This is a genomic window from Pseudomonas sp. MEJ108 (genome assembly GCF_030208985.1).
Lineage (GTDB): Bacteria > Pseudomonadota > Gammaproteobacteria > Pseudomonadales > Pseudomonadaceae > Aquipseudomonas > Aquipseudomonas fragariae.
In genome coordinates this window covers 1-19,584 of record NZ_JARVSW010000080.1, presented here as the reverse complement: position 1 = coordinate 19,584, position 19,584 = coordinate 1, and the positions used below count along the sequence as shown (strand labels likewise).

At 59.9% G+C, this 19,584-nt stretch carries 15 protein-coding genes; 9 read left to right on the top strand and 6 right to left on the bottom strand.

Annotated elements, in window-relative coordinates; genetic code table 11:
* Window positions 1–36: 36 nt before the first annotated feature.
* From QRN50_RS25050 to QRN50_RS25040, 3 genes are all read left to right on the top strand, one after another.
* Window positions 37–1,353 carry an ABC transporter substrate-binding protein gene (locus QRN50_RS25050; RefSeq protein WP_096127330.1) on the top strand — a complete coding sequence of 439 codons (1,317 nt, stop codon included), beginning with the start codon at window positions 37–39 and terminating at the stop codon, window positions 1,351–1,353.
* Between the two features lie 39 nt (window positions 1,354–1,392).
* A complete protein-coding gene (locus QRN50_RS25045) occupies window positions 1,393–2,166 on the top strand; it encodes an L-iditol 2-dehydrogenase (protein WP_011269242.1) in 774 nt (257 codons plus the stop codon).
* A gap of 130 nt (window positions 2,167–2,296) precedes the next feature.
* On the top strand, window positions 2,297–3,121 hold the full coding sequence (locus QRN50_RS25040; RefSeq protein WP_003316379.1) for a DeoR/GlpR family DNA-binding transcription regulator: 825 nt from the start codon (window positions 2,297–2,299) through the stop codon (window positions 3,119–3,121).
* 100 nt (window positions 3,122–3,221) lie between these two features.
* Here the strand turns inward: QRN50_RS25040 and typA are convergent, their stop codons facing one another.
* A complete protein-coding gene (gene typA, locus QRN50_RS25035) occupies window positions 3,222–5,042 on the bottom strand; it encodes a translational GTPase TypA (protein WP_003405222.1) in 1,821 nt (606 codons plus the stop codon).
* Between the two features lie 142 nt (window positions 5,043–5,184).
* The gene (gene thiI, locus QRN50_RS25030; RefSeq protein ID WP_096127334.1) at window positions 5,185–6,639 is read right to left on the bottom strand and encodes a tRNA uracil 4-sulfurtransferase ThiI; all 1,455 of its coding nucleotides are present in this window, start codon (window positions 6,637–6,639) and stop codon (window positions 5,185–5,187) included.
* 336 nt (window positions 6,640–6,975) lie between these two features.
* Here thiI and glnA point away from each other — a divergent pair, with 336 nt between their 5' ends.
* The 6 genes from glnA to ntrC all read left to right on the top strand — a co-directional run bounded on the left by glnA (window position 6,976) and on the right by ntrC (window position 13,147).
* Complete coding sequence (gene glnA, locus QRN50_RS25025; protein WP_003343817.1) at window positions 6,976–8,382, top strand: glutamate--ammonia ligase; 1,407 nt, start codon at window positions 6,976–6,978, stop codon at window positions 8,380–8,382.
* 163 nt (window positions 8,383–8,545) lie between these two features.
* Window positions 8,546–9,103, top strand: a complete 558-nt coding sequence (locus QRN50_RS25020; RefSeq protein WP_096127329.1) for a chorismate mutase — start codon at window positions 8,546–8,548, stop codon at window positions 9,101–9,103.
* Between the two features lie 77 nt (window positions 9,104–9,180).
* A complete protein-coding gene (locus QRN50_RS25015) occupies window positions 9,181–9,717 on the top strand; it encodes a DUF4124 domain-containing protein (RefSeq protein ID WP_003405230.1) in 537 nt (178 codons plus the stop codon).
* An 11-nt stretch (window positions 9,718–9,728) separates the two neighbouring features.
* Window positions 9,729–10,346 carry a DUF4124 domain-containing protein gene (locus QRN50_RS25010; RefSeq protein ID WP_003405232.1) on the top strand — a complete coding sequence of 206 codons (618 nt, stop codon included), beginning with the start codon at window positions 9,729–9,731 and terminating at the stop codon, window positions 10,344–10,346.
* Between the two features lie 282 nt (window positions 10,347–10,628).
* Complete coding sequence (gene glnL / locus QRN50_RS25005) at window positions 10,629–11,714, top strand: nitrogen regulation protein NR(II) (RefSeq protein WP_002555720.1); 1,086 nt, start codon at window positions 10,629–10,631, stop codon at window positions 11,712–11,714.
* Complete coding sequence (gene ntrC / locus QRN50_RS25000; RefSeq protein ID WP_003405235.1) at window positions 11,711–13,147, top strand: nitrogen regulation protein NR(I); 1,437 nt, start codon at window positions 11,711–11,713, stop codon at window positions 13,145–13,147. Before glnL ends, ntrC begins: the two co-directional genes overlap by 4 nt.
* Before the next feature lie 288 nt (window positions 13,148–13,435).
* On the opposite strand, the gene mgrA is transcribed toward ntrC, so the two are convergent.
* From mgrA to QRN50_RS24980, 4 genes are all read right to left on the bottom strand, one after another.
* Window positions 13,436–14,473, bottom strand: a complete 1,038-nt coding sequence (gene mgrA / locus QRN50_RS24995) for an L-glyceraldehyde 3-phosphate reductase (protein ID WP_003426913.1) — start codon at window positions 14,471–14,473, stop codon at window positions 13,436–13,438.
* An 81-nt stretch (window positions 14,474–14,554) separates the two neighbouring features.
* Complete coding sequence (locus QRN50_RS24990; RefSeq protein ID WP_054092347.1) at window positions 14,555–15,490, bottom strand: sulfonate ABC transporter substrate-binding protein; 936 nt, start codon at window positions 15,488–15,490, stop codon at window positions 14,555–14,557.
* 112 nt (window positions 15,491–15,602) lie between these two features.
* Entirely contained in the window at window positions 15,603–16,928 is a 1,326-nt protein-coding gene (locus QRN50_RS24985) for an LLM class flavin-dependent oxidoreductase (RefSeq protein ID WP_096127328.1), read from the bottom strand.
* Between the two features lie 34 nt (window positions 16,929–16,962).
* Complete coding sequence (locus QRN50_RS24980) at window positions 16,963–19,278, bottom strand: TonB-dependent receptor (protein ID WP_096127327.1); 2,316 nt, start codon at window positions 19,276–19,278, stop codon at window positions 16,963–16,965.
* Between the last annotated feature and the right edge of the window lie 306 nt (window positions 19,279–19,584).

Here is a 19,584-nt window from a genome sequence, read left to right as displayed (position 1 = left end):
TCCCGCCAGACAAGGCGCGGGGTGGAGAGCACTACGATGAACATTCGGAAAACGCTTTTCCTGTCCGCAGGCGTGTCCGCCGCCCTTTTCAACCTGACCGTCCAGGCTGCCGAAACCGTGACCATCGCCACGGTGAACAACGGCGACATGATCCGCATGCAGCGCCTGTCGAAGACTTTTGAACAGCAGCATCCCGACATCAAACTCAACTGGGTGGTACTCGAAGAAAACGTCCTGCGCCAGCGCCTGACCACCGACATCGCCACGCAGGGCGGCCAGTTCGACGTGTTGACCATCGGCACCTACGAGACCCCGTTATGGGGCGCCAAACAGTGGCTGGAGCCAATCACCGATCTTGCGCCGGACTACGATCTGCAGGATATCTTTCCCTCGGTGCGCCAAGGCTTGTCAGTCAAGGACACGCTCTATGCCCTGCCCTTTTACGGCGAAAGCACCATTACTTATTACCGCACCGATTTGTTCAAGCAGGCAGGCTTAAGCATGCCCGAGCACCCGACCTGGACGCAGCTGGGCGAATTTGCCGCAAAGCTGCATAAACCCGACAAGGGCGTTTACGGCATGTGCCTGCGCGGCAAGGCCGGTTGGGGTGAGAACATCGCCTTGCTCAGCACCATGGCCAATGCATTCGGCGCGCGCTGGTTCGATGAGCAGTGGAAACCTGAATTGACCAGCCCGGAATGGAACAAGGCGGCGAATTTCTACGTCGACACTCTGAAAAACTATGGCCCGCCGGGCGTGTCGAGCAACGGTTTCAACGAAACACTCGCGCTGTTCAACAGCGGCAAATGCGCGTTGTGGGTGGATGCCAGCGTGGCCGGCTCGTTCACCACCGACAAGGCGCAGAGCAAGGTTGTCGACAGCGTCGGCTTTGCACCTGCGCCGGTCGAAGTGACTGACAAGGGCTCGTCGTGGCTTTACGCCTGGTCGCTGGCGATACCGGCCACCTCCAAGCACAAGGATGCGGCCAAGGCGTTCATCACCTGGGCGACGTCCAAGGCGTATATCCAGCTGGTCGCCGAGACAGACGGCACTAGCAACGTGCCACCTGGCACCCGCGCCTCCACCTACAGCGAGGCTTATCTGAAAGCTGCGCCGTTCGCCAAGGTCACGCTGCAGATGATGCAACACGCCGACCCGGCGCACCCGTCGGCCAAGCCCGTGCCCTACGTCGGTATCCAGTACGTGACCATTCCCGAGTTTCAGGCCATCGGCACCTCGGTCGGCAAGCTGTTTTCTGCCGCTGTAACCGGGCAAACCACCACTGAACAGGCGCTCACAGCCGCGCAGGCGGTGACCGAACGCGAGATGAAACGTGCCGGCTACCCGAAGTAGAGCGCCAGCCCTCAACTGTATTGAACGGATGATGAACCCATGAAACGACTTGAAGGTAAAAGCGCGCTGATCACCGGATCGGCGCGAGGCATCGGCCGGGCGTTTGCGCAGGCGTACATTCACGAAGGTGCGCGCGTGGCGATTGCCGATATCGATCTGCAACGCGCACAGGCGACAGCGACCGAACTGGGACCCAACGCGTATGCGGTGCGGATGGACGTCACGGATCAGTCGTCCATCGATCAGGCCATAGCCGCAGTAGTCGCCCAGGCCGGCAAGCTGGATATCCTGATCAACAACGCCGCGCTGTTCGACCTGGCACCAATCGTCGACATCACCCGCGACAGCTACGAGCGGCTGTTTTCGATCAATGTCGGCGGCACGCTGTTCACCTTGCAGGCTGCGGCGAAGCAAATGATTGCCCAGGGGCACGGCGGCAGGATCATCAATATGGCCAGCCAGGCCGGTCGCCGGGGCGAGGCGCTGGTGGCGGTGTATTGCGCGACCAAGGCTGCGGTGATCAGCCTGACCCAATCGGCCGGGCTGGACCTCATCAGGCACGGCATCAATGTCAACGCCATCGCACCGGGTGTGGTCGATGGCGAACACTGGGACGGCGTCGATGCGTTGTTCGCGCGCCATGAAAACCGGCCATTGGGCGAGAAGAAAAAGCTGGTGGGCGAACAAGTGCCTTACGGGCGCATGGGCACGGCGGACGATTTGACCGGCATGGCCATTTTTCTGGCTTCAGCGGACAGCGAGTACGTGGTCGCCCAGACCTATAACGTCGACGGCGGCAACTGGATGAATTGAAGTGGGACAGAGGTAAAGATGAGCCGAACCGCGCAAAAAAGCCTGCGACCGCTTCCATTGCCGAAGCGATTGGCTAAGATGCGCGGACCGTCTGCTGCCTGAGCCGGCTCATTGATGTACAGGAGTACGAATGTCCACTGAAGAGGAGATCGCCATTTCCGGCGGTACACCTATGATCCCTGATCAGCGCCGGGAGCTGATGCTGCGTCAGTTACGCAAGCATCAGGTGCTCAGCGTGCATCAGTTGATGGAGATGTTCGATTGCTCGCACATGACCATCCGCCGCGACATCGCCCTGCTGGAGCAGGAAGGTCGTGCCTACTCGGTCACCGGCGGCGTGCGCATCGCCAGCCAGGTCCACAGCGAACCCAGCCACCAGTCCAAGGCGGTGGTGGAATTGCCGCACAAGCAGGGCATGGCGCGGCTCGCAGCGGGGCTCTTGCACCCGGACATGACGATCTATCTGGACGCAGGCACCAGCACACTCGAAATCGTCCCGCACATCATCGCGCTGTCGGGCATGACCGTGGTCACCAATGATTTCGGCGTGGTCAACGCGCTGGCCGATGCTGCGCATGTGGATGTGATTCATACCGGCGGGCTGCTCGATCATCCGAATCGTTCCAGCGTCGGCGGCCTGGCAGCGGCAACCTTGCGCCAGCTGGCGACCGATGTGGCCTTCATGTCCACCAGCTCGTGGGACCTGCAACGCGGCACCACCACACCGTCGGCGCTGAAGGTCGAGGTCAAGCAGGCCGCCATGCAGTCCGCCTCGCAAACCGTGCTGATCGCCACCAGCTCCAAGTACGGCACCTTCGGTATGTACAAGGTCGCCGGGCTCGAGCAGTTCGACACCATCATCACCGACGCAGCACTGGCCGAAGCGGCTGCCGACGGGATTCGCAAGCAGCGTATCGAGTTGCTGCTGGCGCCAGTGGGCGGCCGTTCGAAGTAGCTTGTCGCCAGGCGAGCTGTGCCACAGGCCACGAATGGCAGGCATAAAAAAACCCGGTCTCGCGACCGGGTTTTTTGTGTCTAGCCGACTAACCGATTACTCAGTTGCCCGACTTCTTGGCAGCACGAGTACGCTCGCTTTCACCAAGGATTTTCTTACGCAGGCGGATCGACTTTGGCGTCACTTCGCAGAGTTCGTCTTCTTGTACGAATTCCAGCGCTTGTTCCAGAGTGAAACGGATAGGCGGAACCAGAGCGATGGTTTCGTCTTTACCGGAAGCACGCATGTTGTCGAGCTTCTTGCCTTTGGTTGGGTTGACACCCAGGTCGTTGTCGCGGCTGTTGATGCCGACGATCTGACCTTCGTACACGTCTTCGCCATGACCCAGGAACAGCTTGCCACGGGCTTGCAGTGTTTCCAGGGAGTAGGTCAGCGCCTTGCCGGTAGCAACCGAAACCAGAACGCCGTTCTGACGGCCGGACATGTCGCCAGACTTCATCACGTCGTAACGGTCGAAGATGCTGGTCAGGATGCCTGCGCCGGAAGTCAGGGTCAGGAACTCGTTACGGAAACCGATCAGGCCACGTGCCGGGATGTTGTACTCAAGGCGCACACGGCCCTTGCCATCCGGAACCATGTTGGTCAGGTCGCCTTTACGGTTACCCATTTGCTCCATGATCGCGCCCTGCGCTTCTTCAGGCAGGTCGATGGTGACGTTTTCGTACGGTTCGTGCTTGACGCCGTCAACCATGCGGATGATCACTTCAGGACGACCAACACCCATTTCGAAGCCTTCGCGACGCATGGTTTCGATCAGTACCGAGAGGTGCAGCTCACCACGGCCGGAGACCTTGAACTTGTCGGCGGTGTCGCCTTCTTCAACGCGCAGAGCAACGTTGTAGAGCAGTTCCTTGTCCAGACGTTCCTTGATGTTACGGCTGGTGACGAACTTGCCTTCCTTGCCGCAGAACGGCGAATCGTTAACCTGGAAGGTCATCGAAACGGTTGGCTCGTCAACGGTCAGCGGCTTCATCGCTTCGACGTTCAGTGGGTCGCACAGGGTGTCGGAGATGAACAGCTGGTCGAAGCCGCTGATGCAGACGATGTCGCCGGCAGCTGCTTCTTCAACGTCGATGCGGTGCAGACCGTGGTGACCCATCAGTTTCAGGATACGGCCGTTACGCTTCTTGCCGTTGACGTCAATGGCAACCACCGGAGTGTTCGGCTTGACGCGACCACGAGCGATACGGCCAACACCGATGACGCCCAGGAAGCTGTTGTAGTCCAGTGCGGAAATCTGCATCTGGAACGGACCGTCACGGTCAACCTTTGGCGCAGGGACGTGATCGACGATCGCCTGGTACAGCGGGGTCATGTCTTCAGCCATGGCGGTGTGTTCCAGACCGGCAATGCCGTTCAGGGCCGAGGCGTAGACGACTTTGAAGTCCAGCTGTTCTTCAGTGGCACCCAGGTTGTCGAACAGGTCGAAGATCTGGTCCAGAACCCAGTCCGGACGTGCGCCTGGACGGTCAACCTTGTTGATGACCACGATCGGACGCAGGCCGGCTTCGAAAGCCTTCTTGGTCACGAAACGGGTTTGCGGCATAGGGCCGTCCTGGGCATCGACCAGCAGCAGTACGGAGTCGACCATCGACATCACGCGCTCTACTTCACCACCGAAGTCGGCGTGGCCCGGGGTGTCCACGATGTTGATGTGGTAGCCATTCCAGTTGATCGCGGTGTTCTTCGCGAGAATGGTAATACCGCGCTCTTTCTCCTGGTCGTTGGAGTCCATCACGCGTTCGTCGTTGAGCTCGCCGCGCTCCAGAGTGCCGGATTGACGCAGGAGTTTGTCTACCAGGGTGGTCTTACCATGGTCAACGTGAGCAATGATGGCGATGTTACGTAGATTTTCGATCACTTGTGTATCTCGATCAGAGGATTCGGTCTGCTGACTGGTTAAGGACAGCGATTACTATTTTGAGTCGGCAAAAGCCGTAACGGCATGACGACGGGTGTCGGGGGGCCGGTGACGCAAGCCACAGGCAAACAGCCCCGGGCACTTAGCTCGGTCGATATACGCGCACATTGGCATGTCCCTCACTGAGCAAATGGTGGGCATGCAGGCGACTCATGACGCCTTTGTCGCAATACAGCAGGTACTGGCGCGTGTCATCCAGTGCCTTGAAACGGCTGTTCAATGCGTAGAACGGCAACGTCTGTATCTCCACGCCGGGCACTTGCAGCGGTTGGTCTTCCTGGGCATCCGGGTGACGGATGTCGATGATGACCTGGCCGGCCAGTGCCTGGCTGACTTCTTCTATATCGACATTGCGGCTCAGATCGTCGATGACCCGATCGATCGAAACCAGCTTCGCGCGTTCGAGCGCCTGCTCGAGAATCGCCATGTCGAACTGTTTTTCTTCGTACTCAACGCGATTTCGCTTGGCGTTGGTCTTCGGGTTGACCGAAATCACCCCGCAATACTCTGGCATGTGCCGGGCAAAATCAGCGGTGCCGATTTCAGTCGCCAGGTCCACGATGTCCTGCTTATGGGTGGCAACCAGCGGCCGCAGGACCAGCTTGTCGGTTGCCGCGTCAATCAGCGACAGGTTGGGCAGCGTCTGGCTGGCAACCTGTGAAATCGCTTCGCCGGTGACCAGCACATCGATTTCAAGACGATCGGCCACGGCGGATGCAGCGCGTAACATCATACGCTTCAAAACTACACCCATATGACTGTTATCGACTTTCTGCAGAATTTCTCCGAGAACTTCCTCGAACGGTACGCTGACGAACAGCACCCGCTGTGAACTGCCGTACTTCTTCCAGATGAAGTGCGCGACTTCCATCACGCCCAGTTCATGGGCCCGTCCGCCCAGATTGAAGAAGCAGAAGTGCGCCATCAGGCCGCGGCGCATGATCTGGTAGGCCGCAACGGTTGAATCGAACCCGCCGGACATCAATACCAGGGTCTGCTCCAGCGCGCCAAGCGGGTAACCGCCCATGCCCTGATGCTGGTCGTGAACGACAAACAACCGTTGGTCGCGAATTTCCATGCGCACGACCAGATCGGGCTTTTTCAGCTCGATTCCGGCCGCGCCGCACTGCATGCGCAGCTTGCTGCCGACGTATTTCTCGACGTCCATGGAGCTGAAGTCGTGGCGACCGGCGCGCTTGCAACGCACTGAAAACATCTTGCCGGGCAACAGGTCGGCGTAGTGCAGTTTGCACTTGGCGACGACGTCGTCGAGATCGCCCAGCGGGTACTCGGCGACCTGCAGAAAGTTGGCGATGCCGGGCATGCAGCTCAGCCGCTCCCTGATGCCCTGCAGCACTTTGGGGTCGGTCAGCCGGGTTTCGACCTCAAGGTTGTCCCATACGCCACCCACGACAATGTCCGCGTCCAGTTCACGGAGCACGGTACGAATGTTCTTGCCCAGTTGCCGGATGAACTTCTTGCGCACCGGCGGGCTTTTGATGGTGATTTCTGGGAAAACTTTAACGATTAGTTTCATGGAAACGGAGCGTGAGGTGCCGACCAAAAAAGGGGGGCGCGGATTATAGCGGAAATTGCTCAAGGTTTAACCAGTTATCGTACACGCAATCAGCGACGCACCAAAAAGAGTCGGCGCACCAAATTGCAGCGCCATAAAGGTGCGCGTTTTTCACGCATGGTGCGTTTTCGCCCCCTGAAAACCTGCGTTTGAGGCAAAAAACCCAACACGGGGCACTGGCATGCAAATTGCTCCCTTGTGAGGCAGGTTGCCTTGGCAGAGTATCTGCGCCGGCATCACCCAAATTCAAGGGACCATAACTCTATCAAGACGGTCTCTAGCCACCCGGAGGACACCATGTCGAAGTCGGTTCAACTCATCAAAGATCATGACGTTAAGTGGATTGATCTGCGCTTCACAGACACCAAGGGCAAGCAGCAGCACGTCACCATGCCTGCGCGCGATGCACTGGAAGACGATTTCTTCGAAGTCGGCAAAATGTTCGACGGTTCCTCCATCGCTGGCTGGAAAGGCATCGAAGCGTCCGACATGATTCTTCTGCCAGATGACGAAACCGCCCTGCTCGACCCGTTCACCGAAGAGCCGACCCTGGTTCTGGTCTGCGACGTCATCGAACCTTCGACCATGCAAGGCTACGACCGCGACCCGCGCGCCATTGCCCACCGTGCCGAGGAATACCTGAAGTCGACCGGTATCGGCGACACCGTATTCGTAGGTCCGGAGCCAGAGTTCTTCATCTTCGACGAAGTGAAATTCAAGTCCGACATCTCCGGCTCCATGTTCAAGATCTTCTCCGAACAGGCTTCCTGGATGACCGACGGCGACGTCGATGGCGGCAACAAGGGCCACCGTCCGGGCGTCAAAGGTGGTTACTTCCCGCTGCCACCGGTCGACCACGACCACGAAATCCGCACCGCCATGTGCAACGCTCTGGAAGAAATGGGCCAGACCGTTGAAGTTCACCACCACGAAGTGGCGACTGCCGGCCAGAACGAAATCGGCGTGAAATTCAACACGCTGGTCAAGAAGGCTGACGAAGTTCAGACCCTCAAGTACTGCGTACACAACGTTGCCGACGCTTACGGCCGTACCGCTACTTTCATGCCCAAGCCACTGTACGGTGACAACGGCTCGGGTATGCACGTACACATGTCCATCTCCAAGGATGGCAAGAACACCTTCGCAGGCGAAGGCTATGCCGGTCTGTCCGATACCGCCCTGTACTTCATCGGCGGCATCATCAAGCACGGCAAGGCGCTGAACGGCTTCACCAACCCGTCGACCAACTCCTACAAGCGTCTGGTCCCGGGTTTCGAAGCACCGGTCATGCTGGCCTACTCGGCGCGTAACCGCTCCGCATCGATCCGTATTCCTTACGTCAACAGCCCACGCGGCCGCCGTATCGAAGCACGCTTCCCGGATCCGGCAGCCAACCCGTACCTGGCCTTCGCGGCCCTGTTGATGGCTGGCCTGGACGGCATCCAGAACAAGATCCACCCTGGCGACGCAGCTGACAAAAACCTGTATGACCTGCCGCCTGAAGAGGCCAAAGAGATCCCACAAGTTTGCGGCAGCCTGAAAGAAGCCCTGGAAGAACTGGACAAGGGCCGCGCGTTCCTGACCAAGGGCGGCGTCTTCAGCGACGACTTCATCGATGCCTACATCGAGCTGAAAAGCGAAGAAGAAATCAAGGTTCGCACCTTCGTACACCCACTGGAATACGAGCTGTACTACAGCTGCTGATCCAGCCACGCCAGCGTTGATGGCGTAACAGGAGACCTCCTTCGGGAGGTCTTTTTTTGCCCGGATTTTACCGCGTGAACATTTGTTCACCCCGCAACACTGGCTCTGACCGGTCGCCTGGAGTTAAATCTGCATCTCCCAACCGAACCGAGATGGAACTGCCATGCGCCTTATTCTGGCCACTTCCCTGCTGACAATGACGTTCATGTCTACCTGTTTCGCCTTCACTGCCGAGCAAAAACCTTCTGCACTTGAACCTCTGCTGCAAGCGATCAGCGAGCGCCTGACCATCGCCGATCAGGTTGCCCTGAGCAAGTGGGACAGCGGCAAGGCTGTCGAGGACCCGCCGCGCGAGCAGCAAGTGATCAGCGCCGCCCAGGCCCGTGCTGCCGAGTTCAAGCTCGATCCCGATGACGTTCAACGCCTGTTCCGCGCGCAGATCGAAGCCAATAAACAGGTGCAGAACGCCCTGCTCGCCCAATGGCACGCGGCAGGCAAGGCGCCCGACACGGTCAGGCTCAGTCTGGTCGATGACATTCGTCCGAAGCTGGATCGCCTGCAAACCCAGTTGCTCCAGGCCTACGCGGACTTCCAGCCACTGCGCAAGGCAGAAACCTGCCGGATACAACTGGATGCGGCACTAAAGCGTTATCAGACCGACCCGATTCACGATCAGGCGCTGGTACTGGCCACAGCCGACCTTTGCCCTGCGAAACGCTGACACATCAGGCGGATAGCGCAGCATAGGACGATGTGTTCTATGCTGACGGCCAATCTTGCCCTGCTGTCGAGAGTCTCATGCGTCAAAGTCTGATTTGCCTGCTGCTGTTGATCAGCCTGCCTGCGCTGGCGCAGATCTATAAGTACACCGATGCGAACGGCAACACCGCGTTCAGCAACCAGCCGCCCAACGGCACCAAGACCGAAGTGGTCGAGTTACCGCCGCTCAACAGCATCGAAACGCAGACACCTTCCAGGCCAGCCCTCAACCGCGAGCCGCAACCGGCCCCTGTGGCGCCACCCTCGCAGCCGCAAACGGCCTACGACGTGCTGGAACTGAAAGACCTGCCCACCGATGAAGCGTTACGCGCCAACAATGGCACGTTCATCATCGGTGTGAAGATCGAGCCACGCCTGCAACCGACTCACAGCCTGCAACTGCTGCTGGACGGCAACCTGTACGGGCAGCCCTCCAACCTGCCGCGCTTTCAGGTGGTCAACGCAGATCGCGGTGAACACAGTTTCGCGGTGGTCGTGAAAGACGGCGAGCGGATCATTCAGCAGAGCGAAACCATCACCCTGACCGTACAGCGCGTACACCTCGGCAAGCCATGAGCAGACACACGATGCGCCGCCTGCTGACCTGCCTGTTGTTGCTCTTGACGCTGCCCGCAGTGGCCGACGTCTACACCTATATCGACGCGCAGGGTAATCGGGTGTTTACCGACCAGCCGCGCAAGAACGCCACCCGCGTCGACATCGCCCCCAGCAACAACATGACCGGCACGCCGCCGACCCGCACCTTGAAGGCCCACCCCGCCAAACCGGCAGTACAACCGATGTTTCATTACCAGTTGCTGAGAATCCTGGTGCCCGAACCGGACGCTACCCTGGTCAATCCCAGTGGCGACCTGATCGTTACCGTCACCAGCGAACCGGTGTTACAGGCGGGCCACAGCTACCGGCTGCTGCTGGATAACGTTGCCGTCGGTCAGGCCGGCCGCAGCCCGGTGTTCCCGCTGAGCAATGTAGATCGCGGCACCCATCAACTGTCGGTAGAGATTTTCGACGAGCTTGGCCGTGTTCTGGAAAAAACCCCGAACCAGCCGTTTCACGTGCAGCGCATTTCCCTGGCGCAAAAGCGCGCGACCCACCCCTGCAAGGATGATGACTACGGCGTGCGTCCGGAGTGTCCGCTCAAGGACAAGCCCGAGCCAAAAAGCAGCATTCTGCCCTTCTTTTGATCTCGCCAAATCGTCGGCACCTTTTTGGTGCGCTCAATGCCTGCCTGCGCAACAATACAGCCCAATCTGGTTCAGGAACCTTGGCCGGGTAGCGCCGTATGCGGGCACTCTTTACAAAAACGGCCCGATTTTGCAGATAAAGCGCTTCTTTTCGGAGCCTTGGTTTGTTTTTTGCAACTTCACTGGCAAAGCACCGTATTGGTGGCCTTGCTCCTGCTGGTGCAGACCAACCAGCACCCGCATTGCGCGACTGCAATGTGCCAAAAGAGGTCAACACGATTCATGACTATCAGCGATGCGCTGCACAGACTGTTACTGGATAACCTGACCACTGCCACCATTCTGCTCAACGCCGACCTGCGACTTGAGTACATGAACCCAGCGGCGGAAATGCTGCTGGCCATCAGCGGGCAGCGCAGCCATGGGCAATTCATCAGCGAGCTGTTCACCGAGTCGGCCGAAGCATTGAGTTCGCTGCGTCAGGCAGTCGAACAGGCTCATCCTTTTACCAAGCGCGAAGCGATGCTCACTGCACTGACCGGCCAGACCCTGACGGTCGACTACGCGGTGACGCCTATCCTTAGCAAGGGCGATACCCTGCTGCTGCTTGAAGTGCATCCGCGTGACCGGCTGTTGCGTATCACCAAGGAAGAGGCTCAGTTGTCCAAGCAGGAAACCACCAAGATGCTGGTGCGTGGCCTGGCTCACGAAATCAAGAATCCACTGGGCGGCATTCGCGGGGCCGCACAATTGCTGGCCCGCGAGCTGCCTGAAGAAAGCCTCAAGGACTACACCAACGTCATTATCGAAGAGGCCGACCGCCTGCGTAATCTGGTCGACCGCATGCTCGGCTCCAACAAGCTGCCATCGCTGGCGATGACCAACGTGCACGAAGTGCTGGAGCGCGTGTGCAGCCTGGTCGAGGCCGAAAGCCAGGGTTGCATTACCTTGGTGCGCGACTACGACCCAAGCATCCCGGACGTGTTGATCGACCGCGAGCAAATGATCCAGGCCGTGCTCAATATCGTGCGCAACGCCATGCAGGCCATCAGCGGCCAGAACGAGTTGCGCCTTGGCCGGATCACCCTGCGTACCCGCGCCATGCGCCAGTTCACCATCGGCCACGTTCGCCATCGACTGGTGAGCAAGATCGAAATCATCGACAACGGCCCCGGTATTCCGGCCGAACTTCAGGAAACCATTTTCTATCCGATGGTCAGTGGCCGCCCGGATGGCACGGGACTAGGTCTTGCCATTACCCAGAACATCATCAGCCAGCACCAGGGTCTGATCGAGTGTGACAGCCATCCCGGCCACACCACATTCTCGATCTTCCTGCCGCTGGAACAAGGAGCAGCTTCGACATGAGCCGTAGTGAAACTGTCTGGATCGTAGACGACGATCGTTCTATCCGCTGGGTACTGGAAAAGGCCTTGCAACAGGAAGGCATGACCACGCAGAGCTTCGACAGCGCCGACGGGGTGATGAGCCGTCTGGCCCGTCAGCAACCGGACGTGATCATTTCTGACATCCGCATGCCGGGTGCCAGTGGCCTGGACCTGTTGGCGCGGATTCGCGAGCAGCATCCGCGTCTGCCGGTGATCATCATGACCGCCCACTCGGACCTGGACAGCGCCGTGGCGTCCTATCAAGGCGGTGCGTTCGAGTACCTGCCCAAGCCATTCGACGTCGATGAAGCCGTGTCGCTGGTCAAGCGCGCCAATCAGCACGCGCAGGAACAACAGGGCCTGGACGTCGCCCCGACGCTGACCCGCACTCCCGAGATCATTGGCGAAGCGCCAGCGATGCAGGAAGTGTTTCGCGCCATCGGCCGTCTGAGCCACTCCAACATCACGGTGTTGATCAATGGTGAGTCGGGTACTGGCAAGGAACTGGTCGCTCACGCATTGCATCGCCACAGCCCGCGTTCGGCCTCGCCATTCATTGCGCTGAACATGGCGGCGATCCCCAAGGACCTGATGGAGTCCGAGCTGTTCGGGCATGAAAAAGGCGCGTTCACCGGCGCGGCCAACCTGCGCCGCGGGCGCTTCGAACAGGCCGACGGCGGCACGCTGTTTCTCGATGAAATCGGAGACATGCCTGCCGACACCCAGACCCGTCTGTTGCGTGTCCTGGCGGACGGCGAGTTCTACCGGGTCGGCGGTCACACGCCGGTCAAGGTCGACGTGCGCATCATTGCCGCCACCCACCAGAATCTGGAAACCCTGGTGCAGGCCGGCAAGTTCCGCGAGGACTTGTTCCACCGCCTGAACGTGATCCGAATCCACATTCCGCGCATGTCGGACCGTCGCGAAGACATCCCGACCCTGGCCAAGCACTTCCTCAGCCGCGCGGCCCAGGAACTGGCGGTCGAACCCAAGCTGCTCAAGGCCGAGACCGAGGAATACCTCAAGCATCTGCCGTGGCCTGGCAACGTTCGTCAGCTGGAAAACACCTGCCGCTGGATCACGGTCATGGCTTCGGGTCGTGAAGTGCACGTCAGCGATCTGCCGCCGGAACTGCTGAGCCTGCCGCAGGACGCCGCGCCGGTCACCAACTGGGAACAGGCACTGCGCCAGTGGGCCGATCAGGCCTTGTCTCGCGGTCAGTCCAGCCTGCTGGACAGCGCCGTGCCGACCTTCGAGCGGATCATGATCGAAACCGCCCTCAAACACACCGCCGGCCGCCGCCGCGACGCCGCCGTATTGCTGGGCTGGGGCCGCAACACGCTGACCCGCAAGATCAAGGAACTGGGCATGAAGATCGATGGCGGGGACGACGACGAGGCCGATGAGGGCTGAGTGGTTATATGATGGTTGTTCATACCTACGCGGAGCGCTCAGCGTTATACAAGTCCGCTTTTGATTCTGGCCGTAGGGCGTAGGAGCGAACTTGTTCGCGAAAGGGCCGGTATGATCGCCGAAAATGCGTCGTCTGAGACACTGTCTTCGCGAACAATGCGGACGCCGCCCCGATCGCTCCTACGCCCTATGGGCAGAAGCCTGAAAGCCCTGTATTACGGGCTTTCAAGGAGTTATGTATAACGATGAGCGCGGAGCGCGGGAATGACGGTCATAGGCCGCAGCGCATCACTCAGCCAGCGACGGCTTTTCCCACAGGTTGATCCCGCCTTCCACCGCAAAGCTGTCGATCTCGGTCAGCTCTTCGGGGCTGAACGCCAGGTTCTTCAGCGCGCCGACGTTTTCGATGATCTGCTCGGGACGGCTCGCACCGATCAACGCTGAAGTCACACGCGGATCGCGCAGCGTCCAGGCCAGGGCCATTTGTGCCAGGCTCTGACCGCGACGCTGGGCGATTTCATTGAGCGCGCGCACGTGGGCGATGTTCTGCTCGGACAGGTGCGAAGCCTGCAGTGAACCACCACCCGGACGATTGACCCGCGCATCCTTGGGCACGCCGTTCAGGTACTTGTCCGACAGCAACCCCTGGGCCAAAGCAGTAAAGGCAATCACGCCGGCACCCAACTCTTCAGTAGCATCGAGCAAGTCTTTCTCGACCCAGCGGTTAAGCAGGTTGTAGGCCGGCTGGTGAATCAGCAGCGGCACTTTCCACTCTTTGAGCAACGCGGCGATTTCGCGGGTCTTGGCACCGGAATACGACGAGATACCGATGTACAACGCCTTGCCCTGCTGAACTGCGGTGGCCAGGGCGCTGGCGGTTTCTTCCAGCGGAGTGTCCGGGTCGAAACGGTGGGAATAGAAGATGTCGACGTAATCGAGGCCCATGCGTTGCAGGCTCTGGTCGAGGCTGGCGAGCACGTATTTACGTGAACCGCCGCCCTGCCCGTACGGCCCTGGCCACATGTCCCAGCCGGCCTTGCTGGAGATGATCAGCTCATCACGGTAGTGCTTGAAGTCTTCGCGCAGCAAACGGCCGAAGTTGATCTCGGCGCTGCCGTACGGCGGGCCATAGTTGTTGGCCAGGTCGAAATGGTTGATGCCCAGATCAAACGCCGTGCGCAGCATGGCGCGCTGGGTATCGATCGGCGTGCTGTCACCGAAGTTGTGCCACAAGCCCAAAGACAGTGCCGGAAGCACCAGCCCGCTGCGGCCGGTACGGCGATAAGGCATGTCTTCGTAACGATTTTCGGCAGCGATGTAGGTCATTGAATCCTCTCTTGTCTGGGGGATATTCGAGGCGTCTTGATTGCGTTTGCGAACCGGTGACGCCTGTTCGCAACGCCGGAATCATGGCTTTTTCCAGACCACCTGCTGAATGTCGACCCGCTTGGGTATCAAGTGGTTGTCGTAAAACAGATCAGCGGTCGCCTGCTGCGCGCGTACGATCTCCGGCGTGATCGGCAGGCTGGGTGATACAGGCCGATGGTCAAGATACTGAGTCATGACCGCTTCGGACAAGCCCATGCTGCGCGCCAGTATCTGAATACTCTCGGCACGCTGCGAGCGCGACAGCCCGTCGGCCACCGTCAGTTCGTCGAGCACCTGCTGCACGAGCGCTGCGTTTTCCTCGGCAAACGCCCGCCGTGCGGTATAGAACGGCCCGGACAACCCAAGCCCCTCGCCGTTGGCCAGCAGGCGGCTGTGGCCTTCGCTCATGGCGATGGAGTAGTAAGGGTCCCAGATCGCCCAGGCATCGACACTGCCGTTTTCAAAGGCAGCGCGGGCATCGGCAGGGGTCAGGTAAATCGGCTGAATATCCTTGAAGGTCAGACCGGCCTTGTTCAGCACACGCAGCACCACGTTATGTGAGCTGGAGCCTTTCTGCAGCGCGACCTTGCGGCCTTTCAATTCCGCGACGCTGTGCACCGGGCTTTCGTTGCGCACCAACAGGGTTTCCACCTGCGGCTTGGGTGGCTCGGCACCGATGTAGACCAGGTCGGCACCTGCGACCTGGGCGAAGATCGGCGGGATGTCGCCGGTGGAGGCGATGTCCAGGCTGCCAATGTTCAGCGCCTCCAGCATCTGCGGCCCGGCCGGAAACTCGACCCATTTGATTTTTTTCTCGGGAAACCGCTTTTCCAGCAGGCCGTTTTCCTTGGCCAGCACCAGCGTGATCGAGCCCTTCTGATAGCCGATGCGAAGAGTGTCGGGCTCGTCGGCAGAAGCTGTACCGAAAAGACCGCTGAAGGCCAGAATGGCGGCGATAAACGTGAATGGTTTCATGGGTGATCCTTTCTCGGTCGACTCTCGTGCCAATGCTCCGCGTTGGCATGCATCCCGTGACGCTCCGCGTCACCTCTCTGCAGCCAGGCTTGGTATCTGGTACGGGAAATTATCAAAATCTATAAGCAGGCCGTTGCAAGCCCAGGTTCTCGCGCAAGGTCGTGCCTTCATACTCGGTGCGAAACAGCCCGCGCCGCTGTAACTCCGGCACCAGCAACTGCGCGACATCTTGCAGGCCGCCCGGCAGGTGTGGCACCAGCACGTTGAAGCCATCCGCCGCACCTTGCTCGAACCAGCGTTGCAACTCATCGGCAATCTGCTCTGGCGTACCGATCAGGCTGTAGTGCCCTCGCCCACCGGCAATCCGCCGTCCCAGTTGCGCCAGGGTCAGGTTTTCCTGATCAGCCAGTTCGGTGAGCAGTTTCTGCCGGCTGCGCTGGCCGCTGTCGGTCAATGGCAACTCTGGCAGCGGGCCGTCCAGCGGGTAGCCCGACAGGTCGAAATTGCCCAGCATGCGGCCCAGCAGAGCGACCCCGACCTGAGGCTCGACCAGTTCCTGAAACGACTCGAATTTGGCTTTGGCCAAGGCTTCGGTTTCGGCCACGACGATGAACACGCCGGGCATGATTTTCAGTGAGTCTGCGTCACGCCCAAAGGCGCGTAACCGGCCTTTGATATCCGCATAAAACGCTTGCGCACTGGCCAGCGAGGTCTGCGCGGTGAACACTACTTCCGCCGTCTGCGCCGCCAGATCACGTCCGACTTCCGAGGAGCCGGCCTGCACCACCACTGGCTGCCCCTGCGGCGAACGCGCCACGTTCAGCGGACCCTTGACGCGGAAATGCTCGCCCTGATGATCGAGCACATGCATTTTGGCCGGATCGTAATACTCGCCACTGGCCTTGTCGCGGGTGAAGGCATCGTCTGCCCAACTGTCCCACAGGCCGGTCACCACCTGATGAAACTCTCGTGCGCGGCTGTAGCGCTCGGCATGCCCCACATGCTCGGCGCGACCGAAGTTCTGCGCTTCGGCGGCAGCATCCGACGTCACCAGATTCCAGCCCGCTCGCCCACCGGAGAGATGATCCAGCGAGGCGAACTTGCGGGCTACGTGATACGGCTCGTTGTAGGTGGTGGTCGCTGTCGCGATCAGACCAATATGCTCGGTCACCGCGCTGAGTGCCGAGAGCAGGGTCAGCGGCTCGAAATGATCGGAGCGCGCCATGCGGCTGGCGATATCACCGGTCGCGGCAGCCACACTGTCAGCGACGAACAGCGCATCGAATTTTGCCGCCTCCGCGACCCTGGCCACATGCCGGTAATGCTTGAAATCCAGCCCTGCATCCGCAGGCACATCCGGGTGCCGCCAGGCGGCGACATGGTGCCCGGTGGCCATCAGGAAAGCGCCCAGCTTCATCTGTCGGGCAGTGGTGCTCATACCTCACTCCTTACGTGTTGCCTGGGGTCTCGGCTCAAAAATCCTTGCGCAACTGCACGCCGAAATAACGTTCATCATCACGCGGCACTGATCGATAAACGTAGTTGCCCCCGGTCGCCAGCATTGGCGAGTAGGACTTGTCCGCCAGGTTCTTGCCCAGCAATGCAACGCGCCAGCCACTGTTGTAATCGGCCAGTGCCACGCTGGCGTTCCAGATGCCGTAAGCACCCTGTCTGGTGTCCGGGTTCTGGCTGATGTCGTACTGCACTTCGCTCTGCCAGCTGTAATCGGTGCCCAGTTCGATATCCAGGCCGTTGTCCAGCGGGATGGTGTAATCGGCACGAACGTAGCTTTTCCAGTCCGGGCTGTACGGCAGGGTCTTGCCGTCGACATTGCAGGACGCCGCCGCACCGGCCGGGCAGGCGAAGCTGTCGATGCGTGCTTTGGTGTAGGACAGCGCACCGGAGAATTTCAGGTTTCGGGTGGCTTGCAGGGCGTAATCCAGCTCGACGCCTTCGGTGCTGACGCTGCCGGCGTTGATCAGGCGCGTCACGACCTGCCCGGCAACACTGTCGAAGAAATTCGCCTGATAGTTGTCGTACTCGCTGTGGAACACCGCCAGGTTGGTGGTCAGGCGATTGTTCCAGGTGGTGGCCTTGAGGCCGACCTCCCAGGTGTTCGAGGTTTCCGGCTTGAGCGCCTCGGTGTCACGCGGCTGCATGTTGAAGAACACGTTGTAGGCCGGGCCTTTGTAGCCGCGCGAGTAGGTGATGTAGGTCATCACACTGTCGCTCAGGTCGTACTGCAAACCGAGGCGTCCGGACTTGCCGTCTTCGTCCACCGACCCGGAGCTGCTGGTTGCTGGCTGAATGCCGCTGACGGTGGTAGCCGATGTCGATACGCGGCGATGATCGTATTCCAGGTCGTCGTGGGTCCAGCGTGCCCCGGCAATCGCACGCAAGTCCGGGGTGAAGTTGAACGTGGTTTCGCCGAACACCGAATAACTGTCGGTGGTGGTGCTGTAATCGGCGATGCCGCGATCCTGAGTCGTCGGTGTGATCAGCGTGCGCTGATAGGTCTCGTCGCTCTTGCCGTGCATGTAAAACAGCCCGCCGACGTACTCGACAAACCGGCCTTTCGGCGACGCCAGACGCAACTCCTGGGAATACTGGTTGAACGCCAGATCGCCCTTGTCTTCAGTGCCGGGGAACGCCGCGGTGACAGTGCCAAGCCGGTCGCCGTCCTGATACTGGGTGTTATCCCAACCACGCCAGGCGGTAATCGAGGTCAGGGTGTAGTCGCCCAGTTGCCAGTCGAGCTGGCCGGACAGGCCTTTGTTGACGTCCTCGACATGGCTGCGGTAATCGCTGACGACATTGCGGTTATCGCTGTCGGCACGTACCGGCGTCAGGGCACTGGCGAAGGACGGGGTCAGCGCCTTGGTTACGACACCGTTGGGTGCATCGTCATGGGACTGCATGTAGTCCGCTGCAAGGGTGAAGGTGATGTCGTCATTGGGTGTGAATTCCAGCTTGCCGCGGGCACCCTTGCGGTTGTAACCGTTGACCTCCTGACCATTGAGTTTGTTGTCGACATTGCCGTCATAGCTGCCGAACAACGTCGTGATCGAGCCTTTGAGGGTCTGCGGAATCAGGCTGCCGCCAATGCCGAAACGGGTGCGGCTTTCGTTGCCGCTGTAATAGGACTGATCGATGTAACCGTGAGTCGCTTCAGTCGGTGCCTTGGTGGTGACGTTGAGCACGCCCGCCGAAGCATTCTTGCCGAACAGCGTGCCTTGCGGGCCGCGCAGTACTTCGATGCGTTCCAGGTCGAGTAAGTCCAGCGTGGCCTGACCCGGCCGCGCATACACCACGCCATCGATCACCGTGGCCACGGTCGGTTCGACGCCTGGCGAGGTGGAAATGGTGCCGACACCGCGAACGAACAGCGAGGTGTCCTTATTGGAAGCCCCGGTGCGGAAATTCAACGACGGCACCTGCTGCACGATGCTGGCCACGCCGTTACGGTTATCGCGCTCCAGCTGTTCGCCCTCGATCACGGACACGGCGACCGGTACTTTCTGCAGCGATTCCTCGCGGCGTGTGGCGGTCACGGTCACCGATTCCAGCGCTACCGTTTCCGTGTTCTGCCCTGCCGCTGTCTCTGCCATGGCCGGAACACACGGCAATGCCGTCAGCCCCATCAGCAACCACCCACAACGACGCCCCCGCGCGGTATGAGCCTGATCGATCGCCTGCGCCAGAAGCGTGTGTCTGACGCCATCCCTACCTGTTGTGTGCATCTGCGTGCCTACCTGAAATATGCCCTGATCCGACAGTGCGATGCGCACTGTCGCCTGTGCGTGCTGACTAAACCGGGTCCGGGCATTCGCGGTGGCGAGTAGCAGAAAAACCATCTTTGTTAGCGCTAACATCACCAGTATCGGAAAACGACTTATAGATCGTCCAATACTGAAAAATTAGTTTTATATTGCTTTTGATTTTATGCGAAGTGATCGAGCATGGCCGACGAAAAGCCTCTGACACGCAAACGCCGCGGCGCAGATGTGTGACGCGGAGCGTCACGAAAGGCATTCCCACGCTGTGGACTGCCCCCAAGAAGTTGGACACCAATCCGACCTAATGGGGGTGTTCAA

Excerpts from the sequence above, each read along its gene's own strand:
- thiI (WP_096127334.1), bottom strand. The coding sequence starts at position 6,639 with ATGAAACTAATCGTTAAAGTTTTCCCAGAAATCACCATCAAAAGCCCG.
- mgrA (WP_003426913.1), bottom strand. The coding sequence starts at position 14,473 with ATGACCTACATCGCTGCCGAAAATCGTTACGAAGACATGCCTTATCGC.
- glnA (WP_003343817.1), top strand. The coding sequence starts at position 6,976 with ATGTCGAAGTCGGTTCAACTCATCAAAGATCATGACGTTAAGTGGATT.
- QRN50_RS24985 (WP_096127328.1), bottom strand. The coding sequence starts at position 16,928 with ATGAGCACCACTGCCCGACAGATGAAGCTGGGCGCTTTCCTGATGGCC.
- ntrC (WP_003405235.1), top strand. The coding sequence starts at position 11,711 with ATGAGCCGTAGTGAAACTGTCTGGATCGTAGACGACGATCGTTCTATC.
- QRN50_RS25015 (WP_003405230.1), top strand. The coding sequence starts at position 9,181 with ATGCGTCAAAGTCTGATTTGCCTGCTGCTGTTGATCAGCCTGCCTGCG.
- QRN50_RS25040 (WP_003316379.1), top strand. The coding sequence starts at position 2,297 with ATGTCCACTGAAGAGGAGATCGCCATTTCCGGCGGTACACCTATGATC.
- QRN50_RS25045 (WP_011269242.1), top strand. The coding sequence starts at position 1,393 with ATGAAACGACTTGAAGGTAAAAGCGCGCTGATCACCGGATCGGCGCGA.
- QRN50_RS25050 (WP_096127330.1), top strand. The coding sequence starts at position 37 with ATGAACATTCGGAAAACGCTTTTCCTGTCCGCAGGCGTGTCCGCCGCC.
- glnL (WP_002555720.1), top strand. The coding sequence starts at position 10,629 with ATGACTATCAGCGATGCGCTGCACAGACTGTTACTGGATAACCTGACC.
- QRN50_RS25020 (WP_096127329.1), top strand. The coding sequence starts at position 8,546 with ATGCGCCTTATTCTGGCCACTTCCCTGCTGACAATGACGTTCATGTCT.
- QRN50_RS25010 (WP_003405232.1), top strand. The coding sequence starts at position 9,729 with ATGCGCCGCCTGCTGACCTGCCTGTTGTTGCTCTTGACGCTGCCCGCA.
- QRN50_RS24990 (WP_054092347.1), bottom strand. The coding sequence starts at position 15,490 with ATGAAACCATTCACGTTTATCGCCGCCATTCTGGCCTTCAGCGGTCTT.